Here is a 21486-nt window from a genome sequence, read left to right as displayed (position 1 = left end):
TGAGGTCTCATCGGATGTTGCGGGTCCAGGCCGACACCTCGGCCTCGGTCTCAGCCAGCTCCCGCGGCCAGCCCCGGACGTCCGGCCGGGTCTGCCACGGCTCGGGCCCGGTCTCTTTGCGGTACTCCACGCCCAGCGCGGCGAGCCGTCGCTCGTGGTGGCGCAGCCGCGCGCGGAAGTCGTCGAAGTCACCTCCTCGGGGGCTCCACACGACCTCGGCGAAGGCCGACAGCCGGGGGAAGGCCATGTAGTCGAGCGCGCGAGGCGTGTCGATGTGCTCCGTCCAGAGGTTCGCCTGCGCGCCGAGCACGCGGCTCGACTCGGCCTCGGTGAGCTCCGGCGGCACCGGCTCGAAGGCATGGACATCGCGCAGCGAGATCACGTTGCCGATCGGGATCGGCTCGTCGGCCCGGTCCGACTGCCGGAAGTCGAGGTAGAGCTGGGTGAACGGGCAGGTGACCACGTCGTGGCCGGCTCTGGCCGCCACGACCGCGCCGTACGTGCCGCGCCAGGACGCCACGGTCGCACCCGGCGGCAGGCCCCCCTCGATGATCTCGTCCCACCCCAGCAGGCGTCGCCCGCGGGCCGCCAGATGCTCGGCGAACTGGCGGACGAACCAGCTCTGCAACTCCTCCTCGTCGCGCAGGCCGAGCTCGCGGATGCGCCGCTGGGCCGACGGGCTCTCCCGCCACTGCGCCTTGGGGCACTCGTCACCGCCCACGCAGACGTACTCGCCCGGGAAGATCTCCATGACCTGGTCGAGCACGTCCCGGTAGAAGGCGAGCGTGGTGTCCTCGACGTTGAGCACGTTGGGGGATACCCCCCACTGGGTGCCGACCTCCAGCCGGTCGTCGAGGTTGCCCAGCTCCGGATAGGCGGCGATGGCCGCCTGCGAGTGCCCGGGCAGCTCGATCTCCGGCACCACGGTGACGAACCGGTCCGCCGCGTACGACACGATCTCGCGCAGGTCCTCCTGGGTGTAGAAGCCACCGTGCGGGCGGCCGTCGAACAGGCCGTGCCGGCGCGATCCCAGCGGGCTCTCCCTTCGCCAGGCGCCGACTTCGGTCAGCTTCGGATAGCCCGTCACCTCGAAGCGCCAGCCCTGGTCGTCGGTGAGGTGCAGATGCAGCACGTTGAGCTTGTGCGCGGCCAGCAGGTCGATGTACCGCAGCAGGTCGGGCTTCGGCAGGAAGTGCCTGGCCACGTCGATCAGGCAGCCACGCCACCGGAATCTCGGCCGGTCGGCGATGGTGACCGGCGCGATGGTCCAGTCCGTCTCGCCGACCGCGCCGCTGCGGAAGGCCGCGGGCGGAAGCAACTGGCGCAGGGTCTGCGCGCCGTAGAACGCCCCGGCCGCGTCCCCGGCCTCGATGCGCACCCCGCCGGGCCGTACGGCCAGGCGATAGGCTTCGTGGCCGAGCCCGGCCGCCAGGGTGAACTCGATCGCCCCTGGCTGCGGCACTCCGGACGGCAGCGTCAGGCCGGTCACCGGGAACAGCGCGGCCCGCAGCCAGCCTTCCACCCGCGAGAGCTCGGGGGGTGCGGCGATCACTGTGGCCGTGGTGAGGGCGAAGGGTTCCGTACCGTCTCGGGTGAGGTGAACGGGTCGTGGCAGCAGCAAGACAGGTCCCTGGGGGTCGGGGGTCGGGATACGGCGGATCACCCCGCGCTACGAGCGGGGCGGGGACGGCGAGGAGTGCTTACTTCGCGGTGCGATGAGCATTTATGATGGAGTTCACCATTAAGATTCGTCAAGAAGGGTTATCAGTGACGCTCCCCGTGACTGGCGGCGACCTTCAGCGGCTCCGGCGTCTCAACGCGCTCGCGGCGCTCTCCGCCCTGCGCGCCGAAGGGCCGGCGACGCTGACCAGGCTCGCCGAGCGCGCCGACCTGGCCAGAGCCACCATCAAGGTGGTGGTCAAGGACCTGATGGAGCTGGGCTGGGTGGCCCAGATGGACCCGAGCGGCGGAGAGAAGGGCAGGCCCGCGCGCCGCTACCGGTTCCGCGCGGAGGCGGGCCGGGTGATAGGGCTCGACATAGGAGCGCACAAGGTGCTCGCCGTCGTGGCCGACCTCGACGGCAACGTCCTGCACACCACGCGCGAGCCGGTCACCCCCGAGCAGCCGCGCGCCGAGCGGCTGGCCGCCGTGGACAGGGCCGTCGACGCCTGCCTGGCCGGCTCGGGCACCGCCGCCGCCGACGTCTGGATCGCGGTCGCGGGCAGTACGGGCTATGTCGACCTGGAGGGACGCGTCGTACTCTCGCGGGCCATCCGGGACTGGTCGAGCGTGCCGCTGACCGATCATCTCGGCGCGCGACTCCGCTGCGCGGTCCTCGTGGAGAACGACAGCAGGCTCGCCGCGCTCGCGGAGTGCCGCAGGGGCATCGCTCGCGACACCCGGAATCTGATCTTCCTGCACGTCGGCCGGCGGGCCGGAGCCGCCGTCGTACTCGATGGAGTCCCCCTGCGCGGCGGCGGAGGTGCGGCGGGGGAGATCGGCGTGCATCCGCTGTTCAATCTCGGTCACGTGGGCGAGCTTCTGCAGGCCGTCCCCGCCGTGGAGCCCGGCACGCCGCCCGACGCGGTCGCCGGAGCGGTGTTCGAGGCCGCCAGGCGCGGTGACGTCGAGGCGCGCCGTGCCGTCCTGCGCTACGTCAAGGTGCTCGCGCTGGCCACCACCGCGATGGCCCTCACCGTGGACCCCGACCTGGTGGTGCTCGGCGGCGGCTTCTCCCGATCGGCCGACGTGCTCATCGAGCCGCTGAGGGGCGAGCTCGAGACGATGTGCCTGCGCACTCCGGAGTTGCGGGCCTCCGTGCTCGGCGACGAGTGCGTGGCGGTCGGGGCCGTGTGTTACGGCGTCGAGCACCTGTCCAAGATGCTCTTCAACCCCGAGATCGGCCCGTTGTCCGCAGCCTCTCCCCTACCAATAATGGTGTAGTTCACCAAATATCAAGCGTGGCCCGCGGCAGTCAGTCGCAGCCGCAGCCGTCGCAGCCGCAGCCGTCCTCGCCCGGGCAGCAGGAGCAGCAGTTACTGCAGCAGTCGCAGCCGGAGCAGTCGAAGCGCGCGCAGAAGGAGCCATCGCGCTCCTCGTCCCAGGCGGGCCGGTACAGGCCGCACGTGCAGCAGGTCAGGGCGGCGCACGCCAGCGACAGCAGCCCGCCGGGGTCCCGCTTCGGCGGCCGCCGTCCCGGCGGCGCGCCGGGATCGCCGGGCGGGTGGCCGGTGCCGGGCGTTCCGGCGACGGCGAAGGCTCGGGAGACGGCGCTGCCGGTCTCCCGCACCAGCAGGGCGCGCGTCAGGCCGGGGTTGGGCAGGTCGAGCCCGTCCACGGCGGCGCGCAGGTCGGCGTGCGCGGCGTCGCAGTGGCGGCGCGCCTCCTCCAGGCCGGTGCCGGTGGCCACCAGCGGGTTGTACGCCCCGGACGCGCGGTCGTCGGCCAGGTCCTCCACCGCGTCGATCAGGTGTGCCAGCCTCCCGAATCCGCGACCGGCCGCTTCCAGCGCCTCCCGGTTGTGCGGCCTCCCCGCGAGCACCCCTGTGTGGGCGAACGCGGCGGCCACGGCGTCCTCGGTGGGCCCCGTCAGCTCTCGTAACCCGGGCGCCGCGCCGCTCCCCCCGGGCGCCTGGGCGGGGACCTGTTCCAGGAGCGCCTGGCGACCGGCCGCGGCCGTCAGCGGGGTGGGGTCGAACCCCAGCGTGCCGGCCATGGCCGTGCCTGCCGAGGACCAGCGACCGGCCAGGCGGGTGGCGCCGGCGGCGACCGGGCGGCGGGCGTACGCGCCGTCCCGGTCCGCCACGTGGTCGCTCACCTTGCCGGCCGCCAGGAGCAGCGACACCGAGGCCGCCAGCCGTACCCCCTCGGACTCCACCACGTCGGCGCCCTTGAAGCCGCGTAGCGCGCACGGGCCCGCTCTCCGGCGCGCCGCGGACGTGGACGACTGGGCCTCGGTGAGGACGGACACGAGCAGGCCGTCGTAGTTGGTCACCAGCCGGGACAGGTGGCCGTGCTCGTCGCGGAGCGCCAGGCAGAGCCCGCACAGATGACCCATCCAGTCCGCGTAGAGCCCCTTGCACAGGACGTGCTGACACGGGCGGACAATGCCGAACATACGTCCCCTTATGTGCGTACTAGAGAGGTAACCGTAGCACCAGGCGCCTCATACTCCCCGCACACCACCGGCCGGCCCTGGTGGGTGCGGGGCCCTGCGAGCTGGTACAAATTGCGGCATGACCGAATCCGTCCGGTATCCCCCGCCGCCGCCGAACGCGCCGTCGGCCCGACGTGTCTACAGCCGGACGTACCGTGTGTGGGCTCACGTGCTCCTGTGGACGCCGATCGCGCTCGCGGTGGCCGGGGTCGTCCTCGGCCTGGTGCTGTTCGCGGTCGCCGACGCCGACCCGACGTCCGGTTCGTCCGCGCTCGGCTATCTCGGCCTCTTCGTGTGGGGTGCCCTCGCGGTCCTGTCGCCGGCCCTGCTCGGGTCGTTCATCGCCGGGCTGGTCATGCTGAACCGCACGCGCCGCTGAGGCTCGCCTCACGAGGCGTGGAAGGCCTCGCTAGGGGGCGGCCGTGCGGTAGAACTCGGCGGCGGTGAGGGTGCCGGGGACGCCGAGCTCGGCCGCGACCGCGCTGATCGCGGCGGCGCCGACGGCGAGGTCGGCCTGGCCGACAGTGGTGAAGTACGGTGCGATGAACGTCTCGTAGTGTGCACGGACCTCGTCCGTGGTGTGCCGCCCGAGGAACGTCTGGACGTACCGCACCGTGGTGTCGGGATCGTCGTGGATCACCTGAAGGGCGCGCCGGTGGGCCCGGATGACGGCCTGCACCGCGGGGTCGTCCGGGTGGATGCGGGTGGGGTCGACGGCCACGCCTACGGTGGGGATCTGGAAGTGGTCGCCGACCCAGGCCAGCACGTTCCAGCCGTGCTCGGCGGCTACCGCCTCCGGTGCCATGGTGCTGCCGACCAGGGCGGCGTCGATCCGGCCGTCGTGCAGCCGGCGCAGGTCCATGCCGTAGTCGCCGGGCGGGCGCGAGATGGCCTGGAGGTCGCGGTCCGGGTCGAGTCCGGCCTGGCGCAGCACGATCCGGGCGAAGCATCCGGGCGCGGTGCGGGGAGCGTGTATCGCCAGCCGCTCGCCGTCCCAGTCGCAGCCGTCGCGCAGCGCGACGTGGACGCCCTCGTCGGCGTAGTAGCCCTGCTGGTCCGCGACGTAGGCGACCAGTTCCTCGTGCAGGCCCCGCCCGACGTAGGCGAGATCGATCGTGTGCATGAACGCTTTCCCTGCTCGTGTCGAGGCGTCAGTACATGGACATCCCGCCGTTGACCGCGGCCGTGGTGCCGGTCATGAAGGCGTTGTCCTCGGCGGCGTAGAAGGCGACCGCCTGCGCGACGTCGGCAGGCAGTGCCAGGCGGCCCAGAGGAGTGGCGGCCACCTGCCGCTGCTGCTGCTCCTGGTCGAGCACGCTCGCCATGCGGGTGTCCGCCACGGGGCCGGCTTCGACGATGTTGACCGTGACGCCCGTCGGGCCCAGCTCCTGGGCGAGAAATCGGGCGAACTGCACCAATGCCGCCTTGGCCGTGCCCAGTGCGACCATGCCTGGCCGAGGCTGGCGGCTGAGGCCGATGCTGATGTAGATGATGCGCCCCCAGCCCTGTCCGGTCATCGCGGGCAGGACCGCGTTGGTGACCGCGAACGCCGCACGCATCTCGCCGTCGAGCTTGCCGCCCAGTTCGTCCCACGTCATGTCCTTGAACGGCTTGACCGCGAACGGGATGAGCGCGTTGTGCACGAGCACGTCGATGCCGCCCCATGCCGCCTGAACCTGCTCGACCATGGTCTCGACCGCCGCCGCTTCCCGCACGTCGGCCTGCACGGCCATGGCCTGGCCACCCGCGGCCTCGATGCCGGCCACGACCTCGTCGGCCGCCGCGGCGCTGCGGAGGTAGTTGACCACCACGCGCATCCCTCGCGCGGCGAGAAGGCGCGCGGTGGCGGCACCGATCCCGCTGCTGGCCCCTGTCACCAACGCCACCCTGCCGGTCGCCCCGGTCACGGGCCCCACCTCCTGCTCATCATCACGGGCCGCCGGCCTGACAGCCCGGAGCAGTTCAAATACCTCATGCGGTTTCGAAAAGGGCCGTCAGCTCACATGCCGAGTGAATCTTTGGTCATCGAAAACCGAGTGTCTCCCGGGCAGGAAGCAGCCTGGTCGCGCAATGCGGTCGTGTTGGCGCGATATTGCCGGACGATGGGCAATTCCCGGCTGACGACGCATTCCGCCCGCGCCGGTCCCCCGCCCAGAAGGCTCCGGTTATCAGCTGAGGAGATGAGCTGCGCGCAAACTGCCCGTTTCCTCAGGCTACGTACTCCTGTGCGCTGAAGGCAACATGCCGAATGATCTCGTAGGAGAGACCCATGACCGAGAAGTCAGGGACCAAGGCCCCCATCATCCTCATCCACGGGCTGTGGCTGACTCCACGCGCCTGGGAGCACTGGATCGAGCGCTACACCCGGCTCGGCCACCAGGTGCTCGCCCCGGCCTGGCCGGGCATGGAGATCGAGGTGGAAGCCCTGCGCAAGAACCCCGAGGTGATGAACGGCCTGGGCGTCACGCAGGTGGCCGACTTCTACGACACGATCATCCGCGAGCAGGCCCGGCCGCCCATCATCGTCGGCCACTCCTTCGGCGGCCTGATCACGCAGATCCTGCTGGATCGCGGTCTTGGCATCGCCGGTGTGGCGATCCATCCCGCCCCGATCAAGGGCGTGCTGAGGCTGCCGCTCAGCAGCCTGCGCTCGGCGTTCCCGGTCCTGTCCAACCCCGTCAACCGCACCAGAACCGTGGCGTTGAGCGCCAGGCAGTTCCACTACGCCTTCACCAACACCCTGACCGCGCAGGCGTCGGAGGTGATCTACCAGCGTTACCACGTGCCCGCCCCCGGCCGGCCGCTGTTCCAGGCCGCCACCGCCAACCTGAGCCGGCACCCTGCCACCTTGGTCGACGTGCGCAACGACACCCGCGCCCCGCTGCTGCTGATCGCCGGTGGCGCCGACCACACCGTCCCCACGGCGCTGGTCCGAGCGGCCTACCAGCGTTACCGCAAGTCCCGTGCGATCACCGACTACCAGGAGTTCGCCCGCATGCCGCACTTCGCCCTCGGCGCCCCCGAATGGGAGCGAGTGGCCGATCACGTCCTGCACTGGGCCGAACGGTACGCCGCGAGACACGCCCTGAGGAGTGGCGGAGGCACGCCCTGAGGAGTGGCGGAGGCACGCGATAGGCACTGCGCGACGTCGAGAAAGCGGCCAGTCATCAGTTGTGGTGATGGCTCCTTGCGGAATTGGTGGTTTCCGTCCGGCTCAGGATGGCGTTGGCTCGGTACGAACGAGCGTGCGGTGGAGCATCACCGGCACGGTCCGGCGGTCATAGCCGTCTGACAGAACGCGACCCGGAGGAGTGACGGCACCGATGCCAGCAGATGGTCATGTTCCTGGATGTATGACCGCAATCTCCGTTTCGTGAGGGTAGCGCTGCTGGGACCGGTCGCCTGGCGGACGCCTCCGCACCACTACGGCCCGTGGGAGCAGGTCACGAGCCTGCTCGCCGAGGGACTCACCGCGAGGGGGATCGACGTGACGCTGTTCGCCACGCTGGACTCCGTCACTTCCGGATCGCTGGACGGAGTGTGCCCCCGCGGGTACGCCGACGATCCGTCGCTGGACGGGCGGGTGTGGGAGGCGATGCATGTCGCGCACGCGTTGAGCCGTTCCGGCGAGTTCGATCTCGTCCACAGTCATCTCGACTGGCTGCCGCTGGCCTTCGCCGGACATTGCCGGGCCCCGTTGCTCACCACCGTGCACGGATTCTCCGGAACGGGAATCCTGCCCGCCTACGCCCGGGCCCGCTCCGCCTACGTGTCCATCTCGGACGCGGACCGCGCCCCGGAGCTGGACTACACCGCCACCGTGCACCACGGCATCGATCTCGACGCGTTTCCCTTCGACCCGGTGGGCGGCCGGCGGCTGATCGCGTTCGGCCGCGTACATCCCGACAAGGGCACGCACACCGCCATCGAGATCGCCCGCCGGGCCGGCCTGCCGCTGACCATCTGCGGCATCGTCCAGGACGAGCGGTACTTCGAGCGGGAGGTCGCTCCGAAGATCGACGGCGAGCAGGTCAGGTTCCTCGGGCCGGTGGGACCCGAGCGGCGTGGCGAGATCCTCGGCAGCGGCGCCGCCCTGCTGCACCCCATCGCGTTCGACGAGCCCTTCGGCCTGTCGGTGGTCGAGTCCATGGCCTGCGGCACGCCCGTCGTCGCCTACCGGCGCGGATCCATGGCCGAAGTCGTGGACCAGGGAGTGACGGGTTTCCTGGTGGACTCCCTCGACGAGGCGGTCACCGCGGTGTCGCGCATCTCGACGGTCGATCGCGCGGGCTGCCGCGCGCAGGCCGAACGCAGGTTCAGTGCAGATCAGATGGTGGCGAATTACCTACGCATCTACCACGAAATGGTAGGTCAAAATTCGCGGCTGATAGTGTCCGATGGACGCGCAGACCACGCCATCGGCTGAGGTCGCGACAGCCGGGCCCCCGTATGAGGGCGGGCCCCCGGTGAAGGCTCCGGGTTCCACCGCACAGGCAGAAAAGGCAGCCGTTTCACCGTACGAGCCGCATCGGCATCCATTCTCGTGCGGCCGAATGACCGAAAGGCATGGCAATTGGCCGTCACATATGGCTTTCTCAGCACCCATCCGCCGACCCAGTGCGGGCTCGCGACGTTCAACTCCGCCCTGGCCGCCCATCTCACCCGGGGTGGCGCGTTCGGCGGCATCGTCCGGGTCACCGCGGAAGGCGACGACGAACGGCCGCGGCCCGGGGTCGTACACACCTGGACCCCCGGCGGGCGCGGCGGCTGGCAGGCCGCGGCCACCGCCCTGGAGAGCTTCGACGTGGCCATCGTGCAGCACGAGTACGGCATCTACCCCGGCCCGGACGGCCAGGACGTCCTGCCGCTGCTGCGCTGCCTCACCGTGCCGAGCATCGTGGTCCTGCACACGGTCCTGGTCAGGCCCACTCCCCGGCAGAAGGCCCTGCTGGAGGAGATCGTGGCCGCCGCCGACGCGATCGTGACCATGACCGGCACCGCTCGTGCCCGGTTGACGTCCGGCTACCGGGTGGACGCCGGCAAGGTGTCCGTCATCCCGCACGGGGCCGCCGATCACCTGCGGGTCCCGGCTCGGCGCCACAGCCGCCCGCACCTGCTCACCTGGGGCCTGCTCGGACCGGGCAAAGGCATCGAGTGGGCGTTGCGCGCGCTCGCGCTTCTGAGCGACCTCGACCCGCCGCCGATCTACACGATCGCCGGAAAGACCCATCCCAAAGTGCTGGAACACCAGGGCGAGGCCTACCGCGACGGGCTGTACGGACTGGCCGCCCAGCTCGGGATCTCCAGGGCCGTCCGCCACGACCCCGTCTACCGGGATCAGGGCTCGCTGAGCCGGCTGGTCCGCTCGGCGGACGTCGTCGTCCTGCCCTACGACTCCGCGGAGCAGGTCACCTCCGGTGTCCTCATCGAGGCCGTGGCCGCGGGCGTACCGGTCGTCGCCACCTCCTTCCCGCACGCCGTGGAGTTGCTCGCCGGAGGTCCCGGACTGCTCGTCCCGCACGGCGACCCTCCCGAGCTCGCCGCCGCCATCCGCCGGGTCCTCACCCAGCCCGGGCTGGCCGACAATCTCCTCGGGCGCACCCGTGCCCTGATCCCGACCCTGCTGTGGCCCGCGGTCGCGGCCCGCTACGACGACCTGGTCCGCTCGCTCGTCGCCGAGCGGCCGGCCGGAGCGGTCGCGGTGCTGCCATGAGCACCGCCGCCTCCGGCTTCTCGCACCTGCTCCGGCTGAGCGACGACACCGGCCTGTTCGAGCATGCCCGGTACGCCCTCGTCCGCCGCGAGCACGGGTACTGCACCGACGACGTCGCCCGCGGGCTCGTCGTCGTCACCCGCGAACCACGTCCTGCCCACCGGCTGACCCGGCTGGCGGAGTGCTACCTGACCTTCCTCACGCACGCTCAGGACCGTTCCGGCGCCTTCCGCAACCGGCTCTCCTTCGACCGGCGCTGGAGCGACCAGCCAGGCGTCGGCGACTGGTGGGGACGCGCGATGTGGGGCCTGGGCACCGCGGCGGCCCGCAACTCCGCCCCGTGGATCCGCAACGAAGCGCGGCTCGCCTTCACGCTCGGCGCCGAACAGCGCTCCCCGCATCCACGCGCCATGGCCTTCGCCGGGCTCGGCGCGGCCGAGGTCCTTCGCGCCATCCCTGACAGCACCGCGGCCGCCAGCCTGCTGACGGACGCCGCGCGGGCGATCGGCGCTCCCGCGGAGAGCCCCTCGTGGCCGTGGCCGCAACCGCAGCTGACCTACGCCAACGCCGCGCTGGCCGAGGTGCTCATCGCCGCCGGGGAGCTGAGCGACGACGGGCAGCAGCTCGCCGCCGGCCTGCGCATGCTCTCCTGGCTGTGCGACGTCCAGACGAGGGACGGCCGGCTCTCGGTCGTCCCCGCGGCGGGCTGGCGCATGGACGCGCCGCGATCCCGCTACGACCAGCAGCCGATCGAGGTGGCCGCGCTCGCCGACGCCTGCGCCACCGCCGCCCGCGTGACCGGCGACCAGGTATGGCAGGAGAAGGTACGGCGGTCGGTGGCGTGGTTCCAGGGCGTCAACGACGCCGATGCCCTGATGTGGGACCAGGCGACCGGAGGCGGCTACGACGGCCTGACCGAGCACGGCCCGAACCTCAACCAGGGCGCGGAGTCGACCATCGCGCTGATCTCCACCATGCAGTACGCCAGGCGGCTCCCATGACCGGCGGGGACCTGGCCACCCGGCTCGGCCCGACGCTCACTCCCGACCCGCGAAGAGTGATCATCAAGCTCTTCGTGCCCGGCGAGGACGCCGCGCTCACCCGTTCCCGGGCCGCCGCGCTGATCGACCGCATCCTGCTCCTCGGCGAGGACGAGACGACCGAGATGCTCCAGGAGACGCTGCGGCGATTCGGCGGCCGGCACCACGACCTCGAAGCGATCTTCGCCCACCACCACGACCTGGTCCGGCACCGCATCCCGCGCGACGTCGACCTCTCCCTGCCGGCCCGGCTCCTCGTGGGCGCATACTTCAGCCACGAGTACGCCGTGGAGGCCGCGGCGGTGTGCAACCCCTCGATGGTCCCCCACCCCGACCAGTCCGGTCTGCGCCCCGGACAGCTCCGCGCGGCGATCAGCCTGCGGCAGATCGGCGAGGGACACGTGTCCTCCATCGGCTTCACCACGGCGCTGCTCGGCCCCCACTCCGACCTGGTCATCTCCGATCGCTCGGGGGCCCTGTCCGTCGGACGCCGGCACCTGACCCACCACCGGCGGGATCTGCTCGCGGCGGCGCTCTCCGACGACGCCTGGGACAACGAGGTGACGGCCACGGTGCTGGAGTCCCTGCCGGAACGCTTCGACGACGACGATTTCGAGCAGGCGATCGGCCAGTTGCCCGCCGACCTGCTCACCCGTACCACGACGCAGCGGACCGTGGAGGAGATGCGCCGCGCGACGCGCTCCGACTACGCCGTGGCCTTCCCCGCCGACCTGCCCCTGCACCGGCGGGTGCTCTGGCCGGGGACCGCGGCCGAGAGCAACGGCATGGAGGACGCCCGGTTCGTCCAGGTCGTCGACGAGGACGGCCGGCTGTCATACCGCGCGACCTACACCGCGTACGACGGGCGGCACATCCGCTCGCACCTGCTCGAAAGCGATGACCTGCGGCACTTCGCGATCACCCCCATGCGCGGGCCCGCCGCCGTCAACAAGGGCATGGCGCTGTTCCCGCGCCCGGTCGGGGGACGCAGCCTGGCGCTGTGCCGTTCCGACGGCGAGACCATCGGCCTGACGACGCTCGACGAGCACAACCGGTGGCAGCGGCCGGTGCCGCTGCACACCCCCCGCCGCAGCTGGGAGCTGATCCAGGTGGGCAACTGCGGGTCCCCCATCGAGACCGGTTCGGGCTGGCTCGTCCTGATCCATGGTGTCGGCCCCATGCGCGCGTACGCCATGGGCGCCCTGCTGCTCGACACCCACCAGCCGCATCTCGTCATCGCCGAGCTCCCGGGCGCCCTGCTGACCGCCGGTGACACCGAACGTGAGGGCTACGTGCCCAACGTCGTGTACTCCTGCGGCGGCCTGCTGCATGACGGCGCCGTGTGGCTGCCGTACGGGGCGAGCGACACGCGCATCGGATTCGCCCGGGTGCCGGTCGCCACCCTCATCGGGGCGATGCGCCCACCACTCTGAGCGGCCGGCCCGCGCACGGACCAGGCGAACCTCAGACCATCATCCGCAGGCTCCGGTCAAGGCCGGTGAGGCGCAGGACCTCGGAGGTGTACGGACGGGGATTGGCCAGGGCGAAGGTGATGCCCAGGTCCCGGGCGCGGCGCTGGATGCCGACCAGCACGGCCAGGCCCGAGGAGTCGCAGAACGACACCTGGGACAGGTCGAGGATGAGCAGGTTCGTGCTGTGGCGCAGGGTGTCCAGCAGTTGCCGGCGAAGCGCCTTGCTGGTGAAGATGTCGATCTCACCGGACAGGTGGACGGTGGTTGCGGCCGATGTGCCCGCCTCGGCGGTCCTGGCCGTGTCGATGACGGTCATGAGGTGCTCCGATCGGAGAAGCCAGGAACGGTGGCCGGCCGGCCGCGGAATGGCGGTGTGCGCGCCGCGGCGGGAAGGTGGGCGATGGCGCGGATGCCCCCAGGCTCGAACCCGGTGGTGTCCTGGGTGGTCCGCCTGAGCGCGGCCTCGGCGACCGTGCTCACGGTGCCCGGCTCGATGACCAGCAGGCTGATGGGCTCGGCCCCGGCGGGGATCAGGGTGATCACGCGGGGATCGGCGTGGCGGATCCAACCCACCCTGATCTCGCGCCCTCGCGCCGGTATGCGGCGCGGGACGTGGTCCCACGAGTCCCGGTACACGCCGACGCTCAGCGTGGTCCGCCCTAGCCGCTGGTCAACGGCGGCGATGAGGCCCGGGAGCTCGGCCGCGGCGTCGCGAGAGTACGGCCACCATGCCCCGTCCACGGTGGCGCGCCGGTCGAGCACGGGATTCAGGCTGAGACGGACGGTCGAGTCGCTGGCCGGAAGCGCGGAAGCGACGGCATTGAGCGGCTTGCGATGAGAAAGAAGTGTCGGCGTCATGCTCGCCTGACCTACCCGGGCCCAGGAGGGTCCGCGGATGATCTATCGCCGTGGGCGACGCCGACCTTGCTGCCAACGCTCGAAATGTCCTCGGTACTTTCATTCTACCTCACAGCGCAAATACCGGCTGTTCATGACCTATGGCGGCCCGCCGCCGTGCGCGTGGTTCGAGCGGGGCGTAGCGTGCTGGTTGTGACCCATCAAGACGAGCCGGCCGACCCGCCGCAGGACGCGGTGGCTCCGGTGACCGCGCTGGTCGACGCCTGCCGGCACTTCGCCACCCACGTTCAGCTGCTGGCCGACCGGCTCGGTGCGGTGGAGCTGAGTGACGAGGACGTCGAGCTGGTCCACGGCGCCGTCCATCAGGTCTTCACCGCGGCGGGGCTGGCGGCCGCGCTGGCCACCGGGCTGCAACGGCACACCGGTGAGCAGGACTGCCCGCACTACAACGTGCTCACCGACGCCGAGTGGGCTCCGCTGGCCGACGACGGCCGGCACGAGCGCAAGGCCGTCTACGGCTGCGAGCTGCAGCCCGGCCATCCGGGCGCCCACGCGGCGCACGTACAGCTGCTGCCCGGGCCCGACCGGTTCATCTGGATCCGCTGGGACATCCGCGCCCGCGAGCTCCTCACGCTGCCCCCGTGCCCGGCCGAGCGCGCCGACCCCGATCCCGACCCGCGCTCCCCCTACGGCGACGAGCGGGCGCCGTGCCTGCTGTTCGAGGGGCACCCCGGACCGCACCGCTACTAGCCCGGCCCGGCGAATCGCCGGAAGCCGCAGATCAGGGTCCCGGACCGCTCGGGCAAGGCCCGGCGGCGCGGCTACCCGACCTTGCGCAGCACCACCCCGAGCAAGCGGTCCGTCGTCAGATATCCGGAGTGGCGAGAGTCGTGCGAGCGGTCCGCGTTGTCCCCCAGCACGACCAGGTGGCCGGCCGGCACGTGGGTGCCCGGCGCGGTGCGCAACGCGGGCACGGTGTCCCGGGGTATCGGGTCACCCGGCACGGCCGCGACCCGCTTGATGATCAGATGCGGGCCCGTGCCCGTCCCATCCGCGGGTGCGCGTTGCCCGCTCAAGAGCGTGCCGCCGTCCGCGGGTGCGCGTGGCCCGCTCAGGGGCGTGCCCGGCCGGGAAGCCCCCGCTTCGGTGAGCACCACGACCTGCCCGGTACGCAGGGAACGGGGCGGCGTCCGCCGCAGGACCAGGCGCTCGCCCGGCCGGTACGTCGGGAGCATGCTCTCCCCGCGCACGGTCACCACCAAGTACCGCCGGCGCAGCCAGACGACGGCGAGCACGCCGGCGACAGCGGCGAGCGCAGCGAGCGCGCCGATCACAGCGACGCCCCCGTCGGGTGGACCTCGTCCCGGTAACCTGCGGCCTGCCGGGTGAACAGCTGCGCGTACGTGCCGCCGCCGGCGAGCAGCGCGGCGTGCGTGCCCTCCTCGGCGACGACGCCGCCGGCCAGCACCACGATCCGGTCGGCGTCCCGAACCGCGCCCAGGCGATGGGAGATCACCACACTGGTACGCCCGGACCGCAGCCTCGCGAGCCGGCTGTGCACCTCGTACTCGGCTTCGGGATCGAGGCCGGCGCTGGGCTCGTCGAGGATCATCAGGTCCCGGTCGCGGCGCAGGAACGCCCTCGCGAGCGCCACCCGCTGCCACTGCCCGCCGGAGAGCAGCACGCCTTCCGCCTCCTCGCCTTCCTCCTCCGAGGTGAATCCACGGCTCAGGAGCGTGCGGTAGCCGTACGGCAAGGCCGCGACGGTGTCGTGGACGCCGGCGTCCCGTGCCGCCCGCTCCACCCGCGCCTGGTCCTCGGAGGCCGCCAGGTCGCCCACCGCGATGTTGTCGGCCGCGGTCAGCTCGTAGGCCACGAAGTCCTGGAAGACCGCGCCGATCCGGTCCCGGAGCGTCTCCGGCGCCACGTCGCGGAGGTCCACGCCGTCCCACAGGATCGCTCCGCGGGTCGGATCGTAGAACCGGCACAGCAACTTCACCAGCGTGCTCTTGCCGCCGCCGTTGCGGCCGACGAGCGCGACCGTGTGGCCGTGCGGGATGAACAGGTTGACGCCGCGCAGCACCCACGGATGATCGTCGCTGTACCGGAACCAGACGTCGCGCAGCTCGATGCCCCGGAGCAGCGGCGCGAGCGGCTTGTGGTGGCGCGGCGCAGGCAGGTCGGGGCCGTCGGTCACGATCGTGCCCGGCGCGACCCGCTGACCCTGGCTCGCGACCGACGCTCCTCACCGGAACGACCCCGCCGGGCAGTCACCGGCGGGGTCGTTTCAGTTCGCGGAGACCGTGAGTGCCGTGGCGGCGATCAGTTCAGTGGCATGGAGATGGCGGAATTCCACGCCTTCACCCCGGTCAGCTTCGTGTAGACGGAAGAGCAGGCGTCGCCCCCGGTGATGATGCCCATCGCACGCACCATGCTGCTGCCGCTCATCCCCTGGTACACCGCGCCGCCCGAGTCCCCCGGCATGGTCGTCGTGCAGTCGTACTGCCCGTCCCCGTCCTGGTCGGACTGGATGAACGCCAGGTGACGCATGTACACCCCGCCGACCAGCCCCTCCCAGCTCGCGTCCGTCACGATCCGCCGGCAGATCTGGCCTGTTCTGATGCCACTGGTGCAGACCGAGGTGCCGTTGGCGGGAGTCGACCAGCTCACGTCCCCGACCAGCAGAGACGAGCAGCTGCCCGAGAGGTTCGCGCAGTTGTAGACGGCGTTGACGTAGCTGGATCCGTGCAGCAGGGCGAAGTCGCCGTAGAGGTCCTGCGTGCCGTCCGTTATGGCGCTCGCCTCGCCGCCGACGGTCGTGGTCACCATGGCGCCGAAGTAGTAGCTGGTCGAGGGCGGGGTGGCGGTGGTGAAGGTGGCGGCCCAGGCGCGGGGGTAGTTGGTCCCGCCCGGCATGCAGTGCCCGGCCGTCAGCATGTGGCGGATGCCGTCCTTCAGCACGGGGAACGACGTCGAGCAGCGGCCCGCCTCACCGGTGTGCTCCGGGTTCCATCGGCGATACCCGGCTGCGGCGTAGTGCGGCGCCGAGTCCCGCGACCGGTCGCGCTCGGTGACCTGCAGCTGATCCGTCAGCCGGAACGCCACCGAGTCCCCGAAGCGCTCTTTGAGGTCGATCCTGGCGGCGTCCGAATCGCCGATGGCGTAGGCCACCGCGATCCCGCGCGCAGGGTCGATGCCCACGCCGATGATCTTGTCCTGGTACGTGCCCGCTCTGATGAGCTCACCGATCTCGGCCTGGGTGCGCTGGGCATCCGCCAGGCTGCGGCCGCTCTCCTCGACCTCGATGGACACGGGCTGGGCCCCTGCGGCCCGCTGCGCGCTGCCTCTGACGGCGGACGAACGCTGCTCGAAGTCGGACCCGGGGGGCATGGCCACCGTCACCGTGTCAGGCCCGGTGATCCGCACGCCGGTGTACTTCTCGGGGGAGGCCTCGACCATCGCGTTGATCTCGTTGGCCGCTTCCTGGGTCTCCAGCGAGACCTGGCCGGGAGCGCGCGGCACGGGCTCGAACGCGGGGGCGGGTTGGTCTGCCGAGGCCGGGAGGAGGGGCGTCAGGGCGAGGACGAGAGCGGATAAGGAGGCGGAGACGCCTTTGGCAAATCGCATGAGACCTCCGATGTGGGCTGGGGGAAGGAGGAGGCAGGCGGGGCATCTCCCGTTGGGGGCATGCCACCTGCCCGAATAAAGGACCAGACCGTAAGGCATTGTCGGGCTCCACGACCCGAAAGATCACCCATGAGTTTTCGCCAGGCGAGGAGATTGCATCGGAATGGAGCCCGTACGTGCTCGATAGTGTCTTGTTCCGCGCAATAACCGTCAAGCCGCGAATCCAGCGATCATCTGACGACGCTCAGTCAGGCCGGAAAGCCTTCGGCTGACGATCGGCGCACACTATTGACCGCCTCCACCTAGGAAGGTTACGGTCATGGCCGAAAGTAGGCGAGGGGCTTCCCATGCGGTCGCCGGCCGCGCATGATCAGCCTTGATAAGCCTTGGCCAGCCTTGATCAGTTTTCCGCCGGCTCAGCAGACGCCACCGCTGGACACCCGCCCTGTCCCGCTCGTGATCCACGCTGATCCCGTCCAAGGATGGTGAAAGGAGTACTGCTTGGCGCTGACGGCGATCGGTGCGCCCTCGGCCGGATACGTCTGGCGCGCGCCAGGAGCGGTGACCATGCCTGCGTCACCCCCGGCGACTACAGATGCGTGGTTCCGAGCTCCCGCAGCCAGGCCCGCACCGACAACGCGGACGCGCCCTACCGGCTCGCTTGGGTGATCATGACCAGGACCAGGCACGACCCTCCGTCGTCGAGCTGCGACGGAGACTCCTGCTCCACCACCAACGAGTCGCCGTACTACACGGTGGGGGTTCGGGGTTACTACCTGACCCCCGGCGCCCGGGTCATCATCAAGATCGTGTCTGACGGCCGGATCGTATGGAACGCCAGCACCCGGCCACAGGCGGGCGGTACGGGGCCGGGAGGCAACTACGGCGGCGACACCGGCAATGTCGTGTGAGGAGGAGGCACGTTCGCCCTCCACTCAAGGCCTACGTCCAGGTACGGGAGAACGGCGGCACGTGGTCGCCCCGCGTGCCGGTCGCCTGGCGCAAGTGCTCCACGTGTGACCAGAGGTTCTCCGACGTGTGACTAGAGATCGAGGGAGCGGCCCTGGTCCGCCAGGTACCGGGCGAGCGCGACCCGGTGGGCGAAGAACTCGCGCAGGTCGTCGTCAGGGTCGCCGCTGAGGAACTGGACGGGGATGGCCGTCCACAGGCTGCGCAGGACCAGCGCGCCGATGTACCCGTCGTGCTTCATCACGCTGCCGTAGCCGTCGGTGATGGCCTCGTGTACGGCGGGCAGGTCCGCGACCGCCAGCGCGTTCTCGTGGGCCCGCCCGATGAGCAGCTGGCCGAGGTCGAACCCGACGGCACCTGGGGAGTTCCAGCTCCAGTCCACCGCGACGAACTCCGCCGAGCCGTCCGCGGGCACGAGCAGGTTCTGGGGGCTCGCGTCGCCGTGGATGCCCGTGTGCGGCAACCGTTCGAGTGCGTCCAGGATCGTGTCGATCCGGGTCGCCAGGAAGGCGATGTCCTCTCTGAGCTTCTCGTCCGCGTGCGGGGCGATGAGCGGATGCCGCCAAACCGCGTCATCGAGGACCGCTGGGATCATCACGTGCGGAGGGACGTTCGTGGCGAACGTGCGCAGCGAGGTGTCGGGGCCGCGCGCCGGACGCATGGCGGCCAGCTCGCCCAGCAGGCGTGCCGCGCGATGGTAGCGATCCAGGTCCCATTCGCCGGGCGCCTGCTGGACGTCCTCGAGCCACATGACCAGCCGATAGTCGTCCAGCACCTCCAGCCGATACAGGCGCGGCATGCGCAGGCCGTCCGGGAGCGGCTGGTCGGCGAGGTAGGCGTCGACGTCCGTGCGCCAGGGGAACAGCTCGCCCATCAGCGGGCGCATGGCCTCGGGGAACTGGCTGAGACCGTCCCACACGCGCAGCGACTGGACGGACTTCACGAAGAACGACCAGCTCGCTCCGGATGTCGTCAGTCCGCGAACGCGGTGCAGGCCGACGGTCGACAGCGCGTACGCGGGGCAGTCGACCGGCTCGACGCGTTGTTCGGCGACCTCTGCGGCAGGATCGCCGAGAGCCTGCCGGACCAGGTCGGTGAGATCGTCATGCATGCCATGAGCATGCTGGCGGCGAATCTGCCTCGCATGAGCAACCCGTACTCAAATATCCCCGCCGCATGTCGAGCACCGGCCCTTCGCGGGACGGAGCGAGCAGCTCCCGTAGCTCAGGTCCTCGCGCACGGGCGTTGACAGCGTCCTGCCACCGTTGTTCGCCCGCCACCCGGCCGCCCGCACCGGGCCCGACCTCCTGACCGTGTGGGCCTCGTTCGCCCGGCTCGGCTTCACCCTGTACGCAAAATCTGGAGTCGCACAGCGGCCAGGCGATCCCAGTCGGCACAGGGCACGCCGGGCGCTGGGGTCGCTGGGGGTGATTCTCACGGGCACGTCGCTAACAGCCATAACCTGCGAAACCGCCACAGATGACCGACGGGCCGATCCAGGCCGATCGGGCTTCGGTCACGCCCTTTCCTTCGGCGGATGGCGTTGGGAACAAGCGAGAGGAGACCACATTGAACCGTCACGACGGCTTCCATGAGTTCGTGCTCGCCCCGCCAGCAAGCGCTCTGATGCCACGTCAGGTGAAGAGAAATCGAGGCTAGGTTTGGCGAAATGACGGAATATCCAACATTCGGCGTGTTGCTGGCACGGCTGTCCTTTCAGCGTCAGCTGAGTCCCGCTGCCCTCTCCGGTCTGGCGAAGGTTTCCGAATCGGAGCTCCAGAATGTATTCGCCGGCGCAAAGCCCAGCTCCTCACTGCTGCTGCGGCTCGCGCCCGCACTCAACTGGCACGACGTAGACCTCTTCGTGCTCGCGGGAATGTCCATGCCCGACGAGCTCGCGCCTTTGGACGATGAGGCGGGGAGTTGGGTTGCCTCACTGGTGAACCAGGCCGTGGGCCTGCGGCCGGAGCTCATTGACCGAGTACGGCGGTTCGCTTGGTCGCTCCCGCAGCGTTCACGCACCCGCCCGTTCCTGCCTAAGCCATACGAGCAGTATGAGCAGCACGAGCCGGGGTTTGGTGTGGTGCTTGTCCGGATGCTCGCCAACCGCAATCTGAACTGGCAGGCAGCAGCCAAGACTCTGCTTTGCCTCACTGGTCTAGGCCTGTCCGGCGCCACGATCGGGCAGATCGCCCGCGGCAGTAAGGAGCTGACCCCTGACTTGCTGGCCAGACTAGCAACCGTGCTGGGTATCCCCAGCGGGGATCTTGCCGCAGTCACCGGCATCGACCTTCCCGAGGAGCCGCCGCCGGCACACCCGGCGGCAGCCGAACTGGCTGGGTTGATCTGGGACGTCCGGCGCCTGACCACCGGCCAGGTGCGGCAGGTCCTCGACGAGGCGATGTCCCTCCGGCAAAGTGACCGGTTCCGCCAGACGCCAGCGACTCTGACCGTGCAGTGCTGCGGCCAACGGCTCGATTGGGGATCGCCGATGGACCGCTCCGGGTTCGGTGGAGACTGCAGCCTATAGCCTGACCTGACGCATCGGCATTTCCTACGCGCCGATGAGCGCCAGGCCGGCCACCGAGCGATCGCTGTCGGCTCCGCCACCGTCACATGGGCCCAACCCTGGCCAGTCTGCTGACGATCAGCAACGCCCTCACAACCAGACCACCACGCGGACCGTACCGGCTGGCACGCAGCAACGACATCGAAGCCACCACCACCGTGCCATCCACCGCCAGCACAAGGACCGCCCCGGTGGTCGTGCAGCGGATCCACCGATCCGCCGACAGCCGCTCCGTGACCGGCGGCTCGATTACCTCGGCTGGATGGTCCCCAGACCTGAGTTGCGTTTCTGCAGGACCGACGGAATCGGCAAGAGAAGTCATCGCGATCAACGCCCGCCCATCGATCGCGCAGCCGACCCAGCCCGTCGCCGTGGCAGCCGACGGACCACCTCGATTTTCGCTTGCGCACTCGGTGCTGATCTCCGAGCCGGGAGGACGCCCTGCTCAGAGGGGCATATCGGCGCGTTCCCTTGTTCTGTGTCCATCGCACGAGGTAGGCGCCAGGACGGGGTCCGCCGGATCTGCGGTCAGCGTACGGACAGGACGATCTTGCCTCGGTTGTCGCGCCGTTCCAGGCGCTCGTGGGCCTCGTGTGCCCGCTCCAGCGGAACGACGGCCTCCACCGGCACCCGGTAGTCGCCCGCCGCGACCCGTGCGGCGATCTCGCGCAGGTCCGCCCGGGGGTCGTAGCCGTGCTCCATCAGGTTCGTGAGCTGGAAGCCGCGGATCGTGGCGTTCTTGGGATAGAAGTCGCGCGTGTCCACGGTGCTCGGCCGCAGTGCGACGTTGGCCAGGGCGATCACCCGCCCCGAGTACGCCGCCTGCCGCAGGCTGAGGGCGAACGTCTCCCCGCCCACGGCGTCCAGGACCACCTCGGCGCCCCGCCCGCCGGTCAGCCGCGCGACCTCCTTCTCCTGATCGGCCGCCGAGGCGTCCACGACGTCGTGCGCGCCGAGCGCCGCGGCCCAGGCCGCCTTGTCCGCCGAGCCGGCCACGGCGATCACCCGGGCGCCGAGGCCGGCCGCGACCTGCACCGCGGCGCTCCCGACCCCGCTGGCCGCCGCGTGCACCACCACCGTCT

General features: G+C 70.7%; 21 protein-coding genes. 10 read left to right on the top strand and 11 right to left on the bottom strand.

The window, feature by feature from the left end; all coding sequences use genetic code 11:
* Window positions 1-7: 7 nt before the first annotated feature.
* Window positions 8-1651, bottom strand: coding sequence for a beta-N-acetylhexosaminidase (locus ETD85_RS23385; RefSeq protein ID WP_379507447.1), 1644 nt, complete (start codon window positions 1649-1651; stop codon window positions 8-10).
* 116 nt (window positions 1652-1767) lie between these two features.
* On the opposite strand from ETD85_RS23385, the gene ETD85_RS23380 reads away from it, so the two are divergent.
* On the top strand, window positions 1768-2943 hold the full coding sequence (locus ETD85_RS23380; RefSeq protein ID WP_240779333.1) for an ROK family protein: 1176 nt from the start codon (window positions 1768-1770) through the stop codon (window positions 2941-2943).
* 31 nt (window positions 2944-2974) lie between these two features.
* On the opposite strand, the gene ETD85_RS23375 is transcribed toward ETD85_RS23380, so the two are convergent.
* Window positions 2975-4117, bottom strand: coding sequence for a DUF5685 family protein (locus ETD85_RS23375; protein WP_138691908.1), 1143 nt, complete (start codon window positions 4115-4117; stop codon window positions 2975-2977).
* A 118-nt stretch (window positions 4118-4235) separates the two neighbouring features.
* Between ETD85_RS23375 and ETD85_RS23370 the strand changes: the two genes are divergently transcribed.
* Window positions 4236-4535 carry a hypothetical protein gene (locus ETD85_RS23370; protein WP_138691907.1) on the top strand — a complete coding sequence of 100 codons (300 nt, stop codon included), beginning with the start codon at window positions 4236-4238 and terminating at the stop codon, window positions 4533-4535.
* 30 nt (window positions 4536-4565) lie between these two features.
* Here the strand turns inward: ETD85_RS23370 and ETD85_RS23365 are convergent, their stop codons facing one another.
* Both ETD85_RS23365 and ETD85_RS23360 read right to left on the bottom strand, forming a co-directional pair.
* A complete protein-coding gene (locus tag ETD85_RS23365; protein WP_138691906.1) occupies window positions 4566-5279 on the bottom strand; it encodes a substrate-binding domain-containing protein in 714 nt (237 codons plus the stop codon).
* A gap of 28 nt (window positions 5280-5307) precedes the next feature.
* Window positions 5308-6063, bottom strand: coding sequence for an SDR family NAD(P)-dependent oxidoreductase (locus ETD85_RS23360; RefSeq protein ID WP_138691905.1), 756 nt, complete (start codon window positions 6061-6063; stop codon window positions 5308-5310).
* A gap of 362 nt (window positions 6064-6425) precedes the next feature.
* On the opposite strand from ETD85_RS23360, the gene ETD85_RS23355 reads away from it, so the two are divergent.
* The 5 genes from ETD85_RS23355 to ETD85_RS23335 all read left to right on the top strand — a co-directional run bounded on the left by ETD85_RS23355 (window position 6426) and on the right by ETD85_RS23335 (window position 12342).
* Window positions 6426-7268, top strand: a complete 843-nt coding sequence (locus ETD85_RS23355) for an alpha/beta hydrolase (RefSeq protein ID WP_138691904.1) — start codon at window positions 6426-6428, stop codon at window positions 7266-7268.
* Window positions 7269-7529: 261 nt separating this feature from the next.
* The gene (locus ETD85_RS23350) at window positions 7530-8582 is read left to right on the top strand and encodes a glycosyltransferase family 4 protein (protein ID WP_138691903.1); all 1053 of its coding nucleotides are present in this window, start codon (window positions 7530-7532) and stop codon (window positions 8580-8582) included.
* A gap of 147 nt (window positions 8583-8729) precedes the next feature.
* The gene (locus tag ETD85_RS23345) at window positions 8730-9869 is read left to right on the top strand and encodes a glycosyltransferase (RefSeq protein ID WP_138691902.1); all 1140 of its coding nucleotides are present in this window, start codon (window positions 8730-8732) and stop codon (window positions 9867-9869) included.
* Complete coding sequence (locus tag ETD85_RS23340) at window positions 9866-10870, top strand: glycosyltransferase (protein ID WP_138691901.1); 1005 nt, start codon at window positions 9866-9868, stop codon at window positions 10868-10870. The genes ETD85_RS23345 and ETD85_RS23340 overlap by 4 nt, the downstream gene beginning before the upstream one ends.
* Window positions 10867-12342 carry a glycoside hydrolase family 130 protein gene (locus tag ETD85_RS23335; protein ID WP_138691900.1) on the top strand — a complete coding sequence of 492 codons (1476 nt, stop codon included), beginning with the start codon at window positions 10867-10869 and terminating at the stop codon, window positions 12340-12342. Before ETD85_RS23340 ends, ETD85_RS23335 begins: the two co-directional genes overlap by 4 nt.
* Before the next feature lie 31 nt (window positions 12343-12373).
* Here ETD85_RS23335 and ETD85_RS23330 read toward each other — a convergent pair whose 3' ends face one another.
* Together ETD85_RS23330 and ETD85_RS23325 are read right to left on the bottom strand one after the other, a co-directional pair.
* Window positions 12374-12697: an STAS domain-containing protein gene (locus tag ETD85_RS23330; protein WP_138691899.1), complete on the bottom strand. Its 324-nt coding sequence runs from the start codon at window positions 12695-12697 to the stop codon at window positions 12374-12376.
* Entirely contained in the window at window positions 12694-13239 is a 546-nt protein-coding gene (locus ETD85_RS23325; protein ID WP_276617259.1) for a DUF5994 family protein, read from the bottom strand. Before ETD85_RS23325 ends, ETD85_RS23330 begins: the two co-directional genes overlap by 4 nt.
* A 192-nt stretch (window positions 13240-13431) precedes the next feature.
* Between ETD85_RS23325 and ETD85_RS23320 the strand changes: the two genes are divergently transcribed.
* Window positions 13432-13989 (top strand): hypothetical protein, encoded by a 558-nt coding sequence (locus ETD85_RS23320; protein WP_138691897.1) that lies wholly within the window; start codon window positions 13432-13434, stop codon window positions 13987-13989.
* 71 nt (window positions 13990-14060) lie between these two features.
* Here the strand turns inward: ETD85_RS23320 and ETD85_RS23315 are convergent, their stop codons facing one another.
* The 3 genes from ETD85_RS23315 to ETD85_RS23305 all read right to left on the bottom strand — a co-directional run bounded on the left by ETD85_RS23315 (window position 14061) and on the right by ETD85_RS23305 (window position 16866).
* Complete coding sequence (locus tag ETD85_RS23315) at window positions 14061-14573, bottom strand: S26 family signal peptidase (RefSeq protein ID WP_138691896.1); 513 nt, start codon at window positions 14571-14573, stop codon at window positions 14061-14063.
* Complete coding sequence (locus tag ETD85_RS23310; RefSeq protein WP_338087173.1) at window positions 14570-15436, bottom strand: ABC transporter ATP-binding protein; 867 nt, start codon at window positions 15434-15436, stop codon at window positions 14570-14572. The genes ETD85_RS23315 and ETD85_RS23310 overlap by 4 nt, the downstream gene beginning before the upstream one ends.
* A 125-nt stretch (window positions 15437-15561) precedes the next feature.
* On the bottom strand, window positions 15562-16866 hold the full coding sequence (locus ETD85_RS23305; protein ID WP_138691894.1) for a S1 family peptidase: 1305 nt from the start codon (window positions 16864-16866) through the stop codon (window positions 15562-15564).
* A 599-nt stretch (window positions 16867-17465) separates the two neighbouring features.
* Between ETD85_RS23305 and ETD85_RS23300 the strand changes: the two genes are divergently transcribed.
* Window positions 17466-17777: a hypothetical protein gene (locus ETD85_RS23300; RefSeq protein WP_138691893.1), complete on the top strand. Its 312-nt coding sequence runs from the start codon at window positions 17466-17468 to the stop codon at window positions 17775-17777.
* Window positions 17778-17908: 131 nt separating this feature from the next.
* Here ETD85_RS23300 and ETD85_RS23295 read toward each other — a convergent pair whose 3' ends face one another.
* Window positions 17909-18946: an aminoglycoside phosphotransferase/kinase family protein gene (locus ETD85_RS23295; RefSeq protein WP_138691892.1), complete on the bottom strand. Its 1038-nt coding sequence runs from the start codon at window positions 18944-18946 to the stop codon at window positions 17909-17911.
* A 558-nt stretch (window positions 18947-19504) separates the two neighbouring features.
* On the opposite strand from ETD85_RS23295, the gene ETD85_RS23290 reads away from it, so the two are divergent.
* A complete protein-coding gene (locus ETD85_RS23290; protein WP_206058481.1) occupies window positions 19505-20365 on the top strand; it encodes a hypothetical protein in 861 nt (286 codons plus the stop codon).
* Between the two features lie 567 nt (window positions 20366-20932).
* Here ETD85_RS23290 and ETD85_RS23285 read toward each other — a convergent pair.
* A partial coding sequence (locus ETD85_RS23285) for a zinc-binding dehydrogenase (protein WP_138691891.1) occupies window positions 20933-21486 on the bottom strand: 554 nt, incomplete at its 5' end.

Source organism: Nonomuraea zeae, assembly GCF_005889725.1.
Taxonomy (GTDB): Bacteria; Actinomycetota; Actinomycetes; order Streptosporangiales; family Streptosporangiaceae; genus Nonomuraea; species Nonomuraea zeae.
Note: the sequence above shows the minus strand (reverse complement) of the source record. Positions and strands in the feature narration are given on the sequence as shown.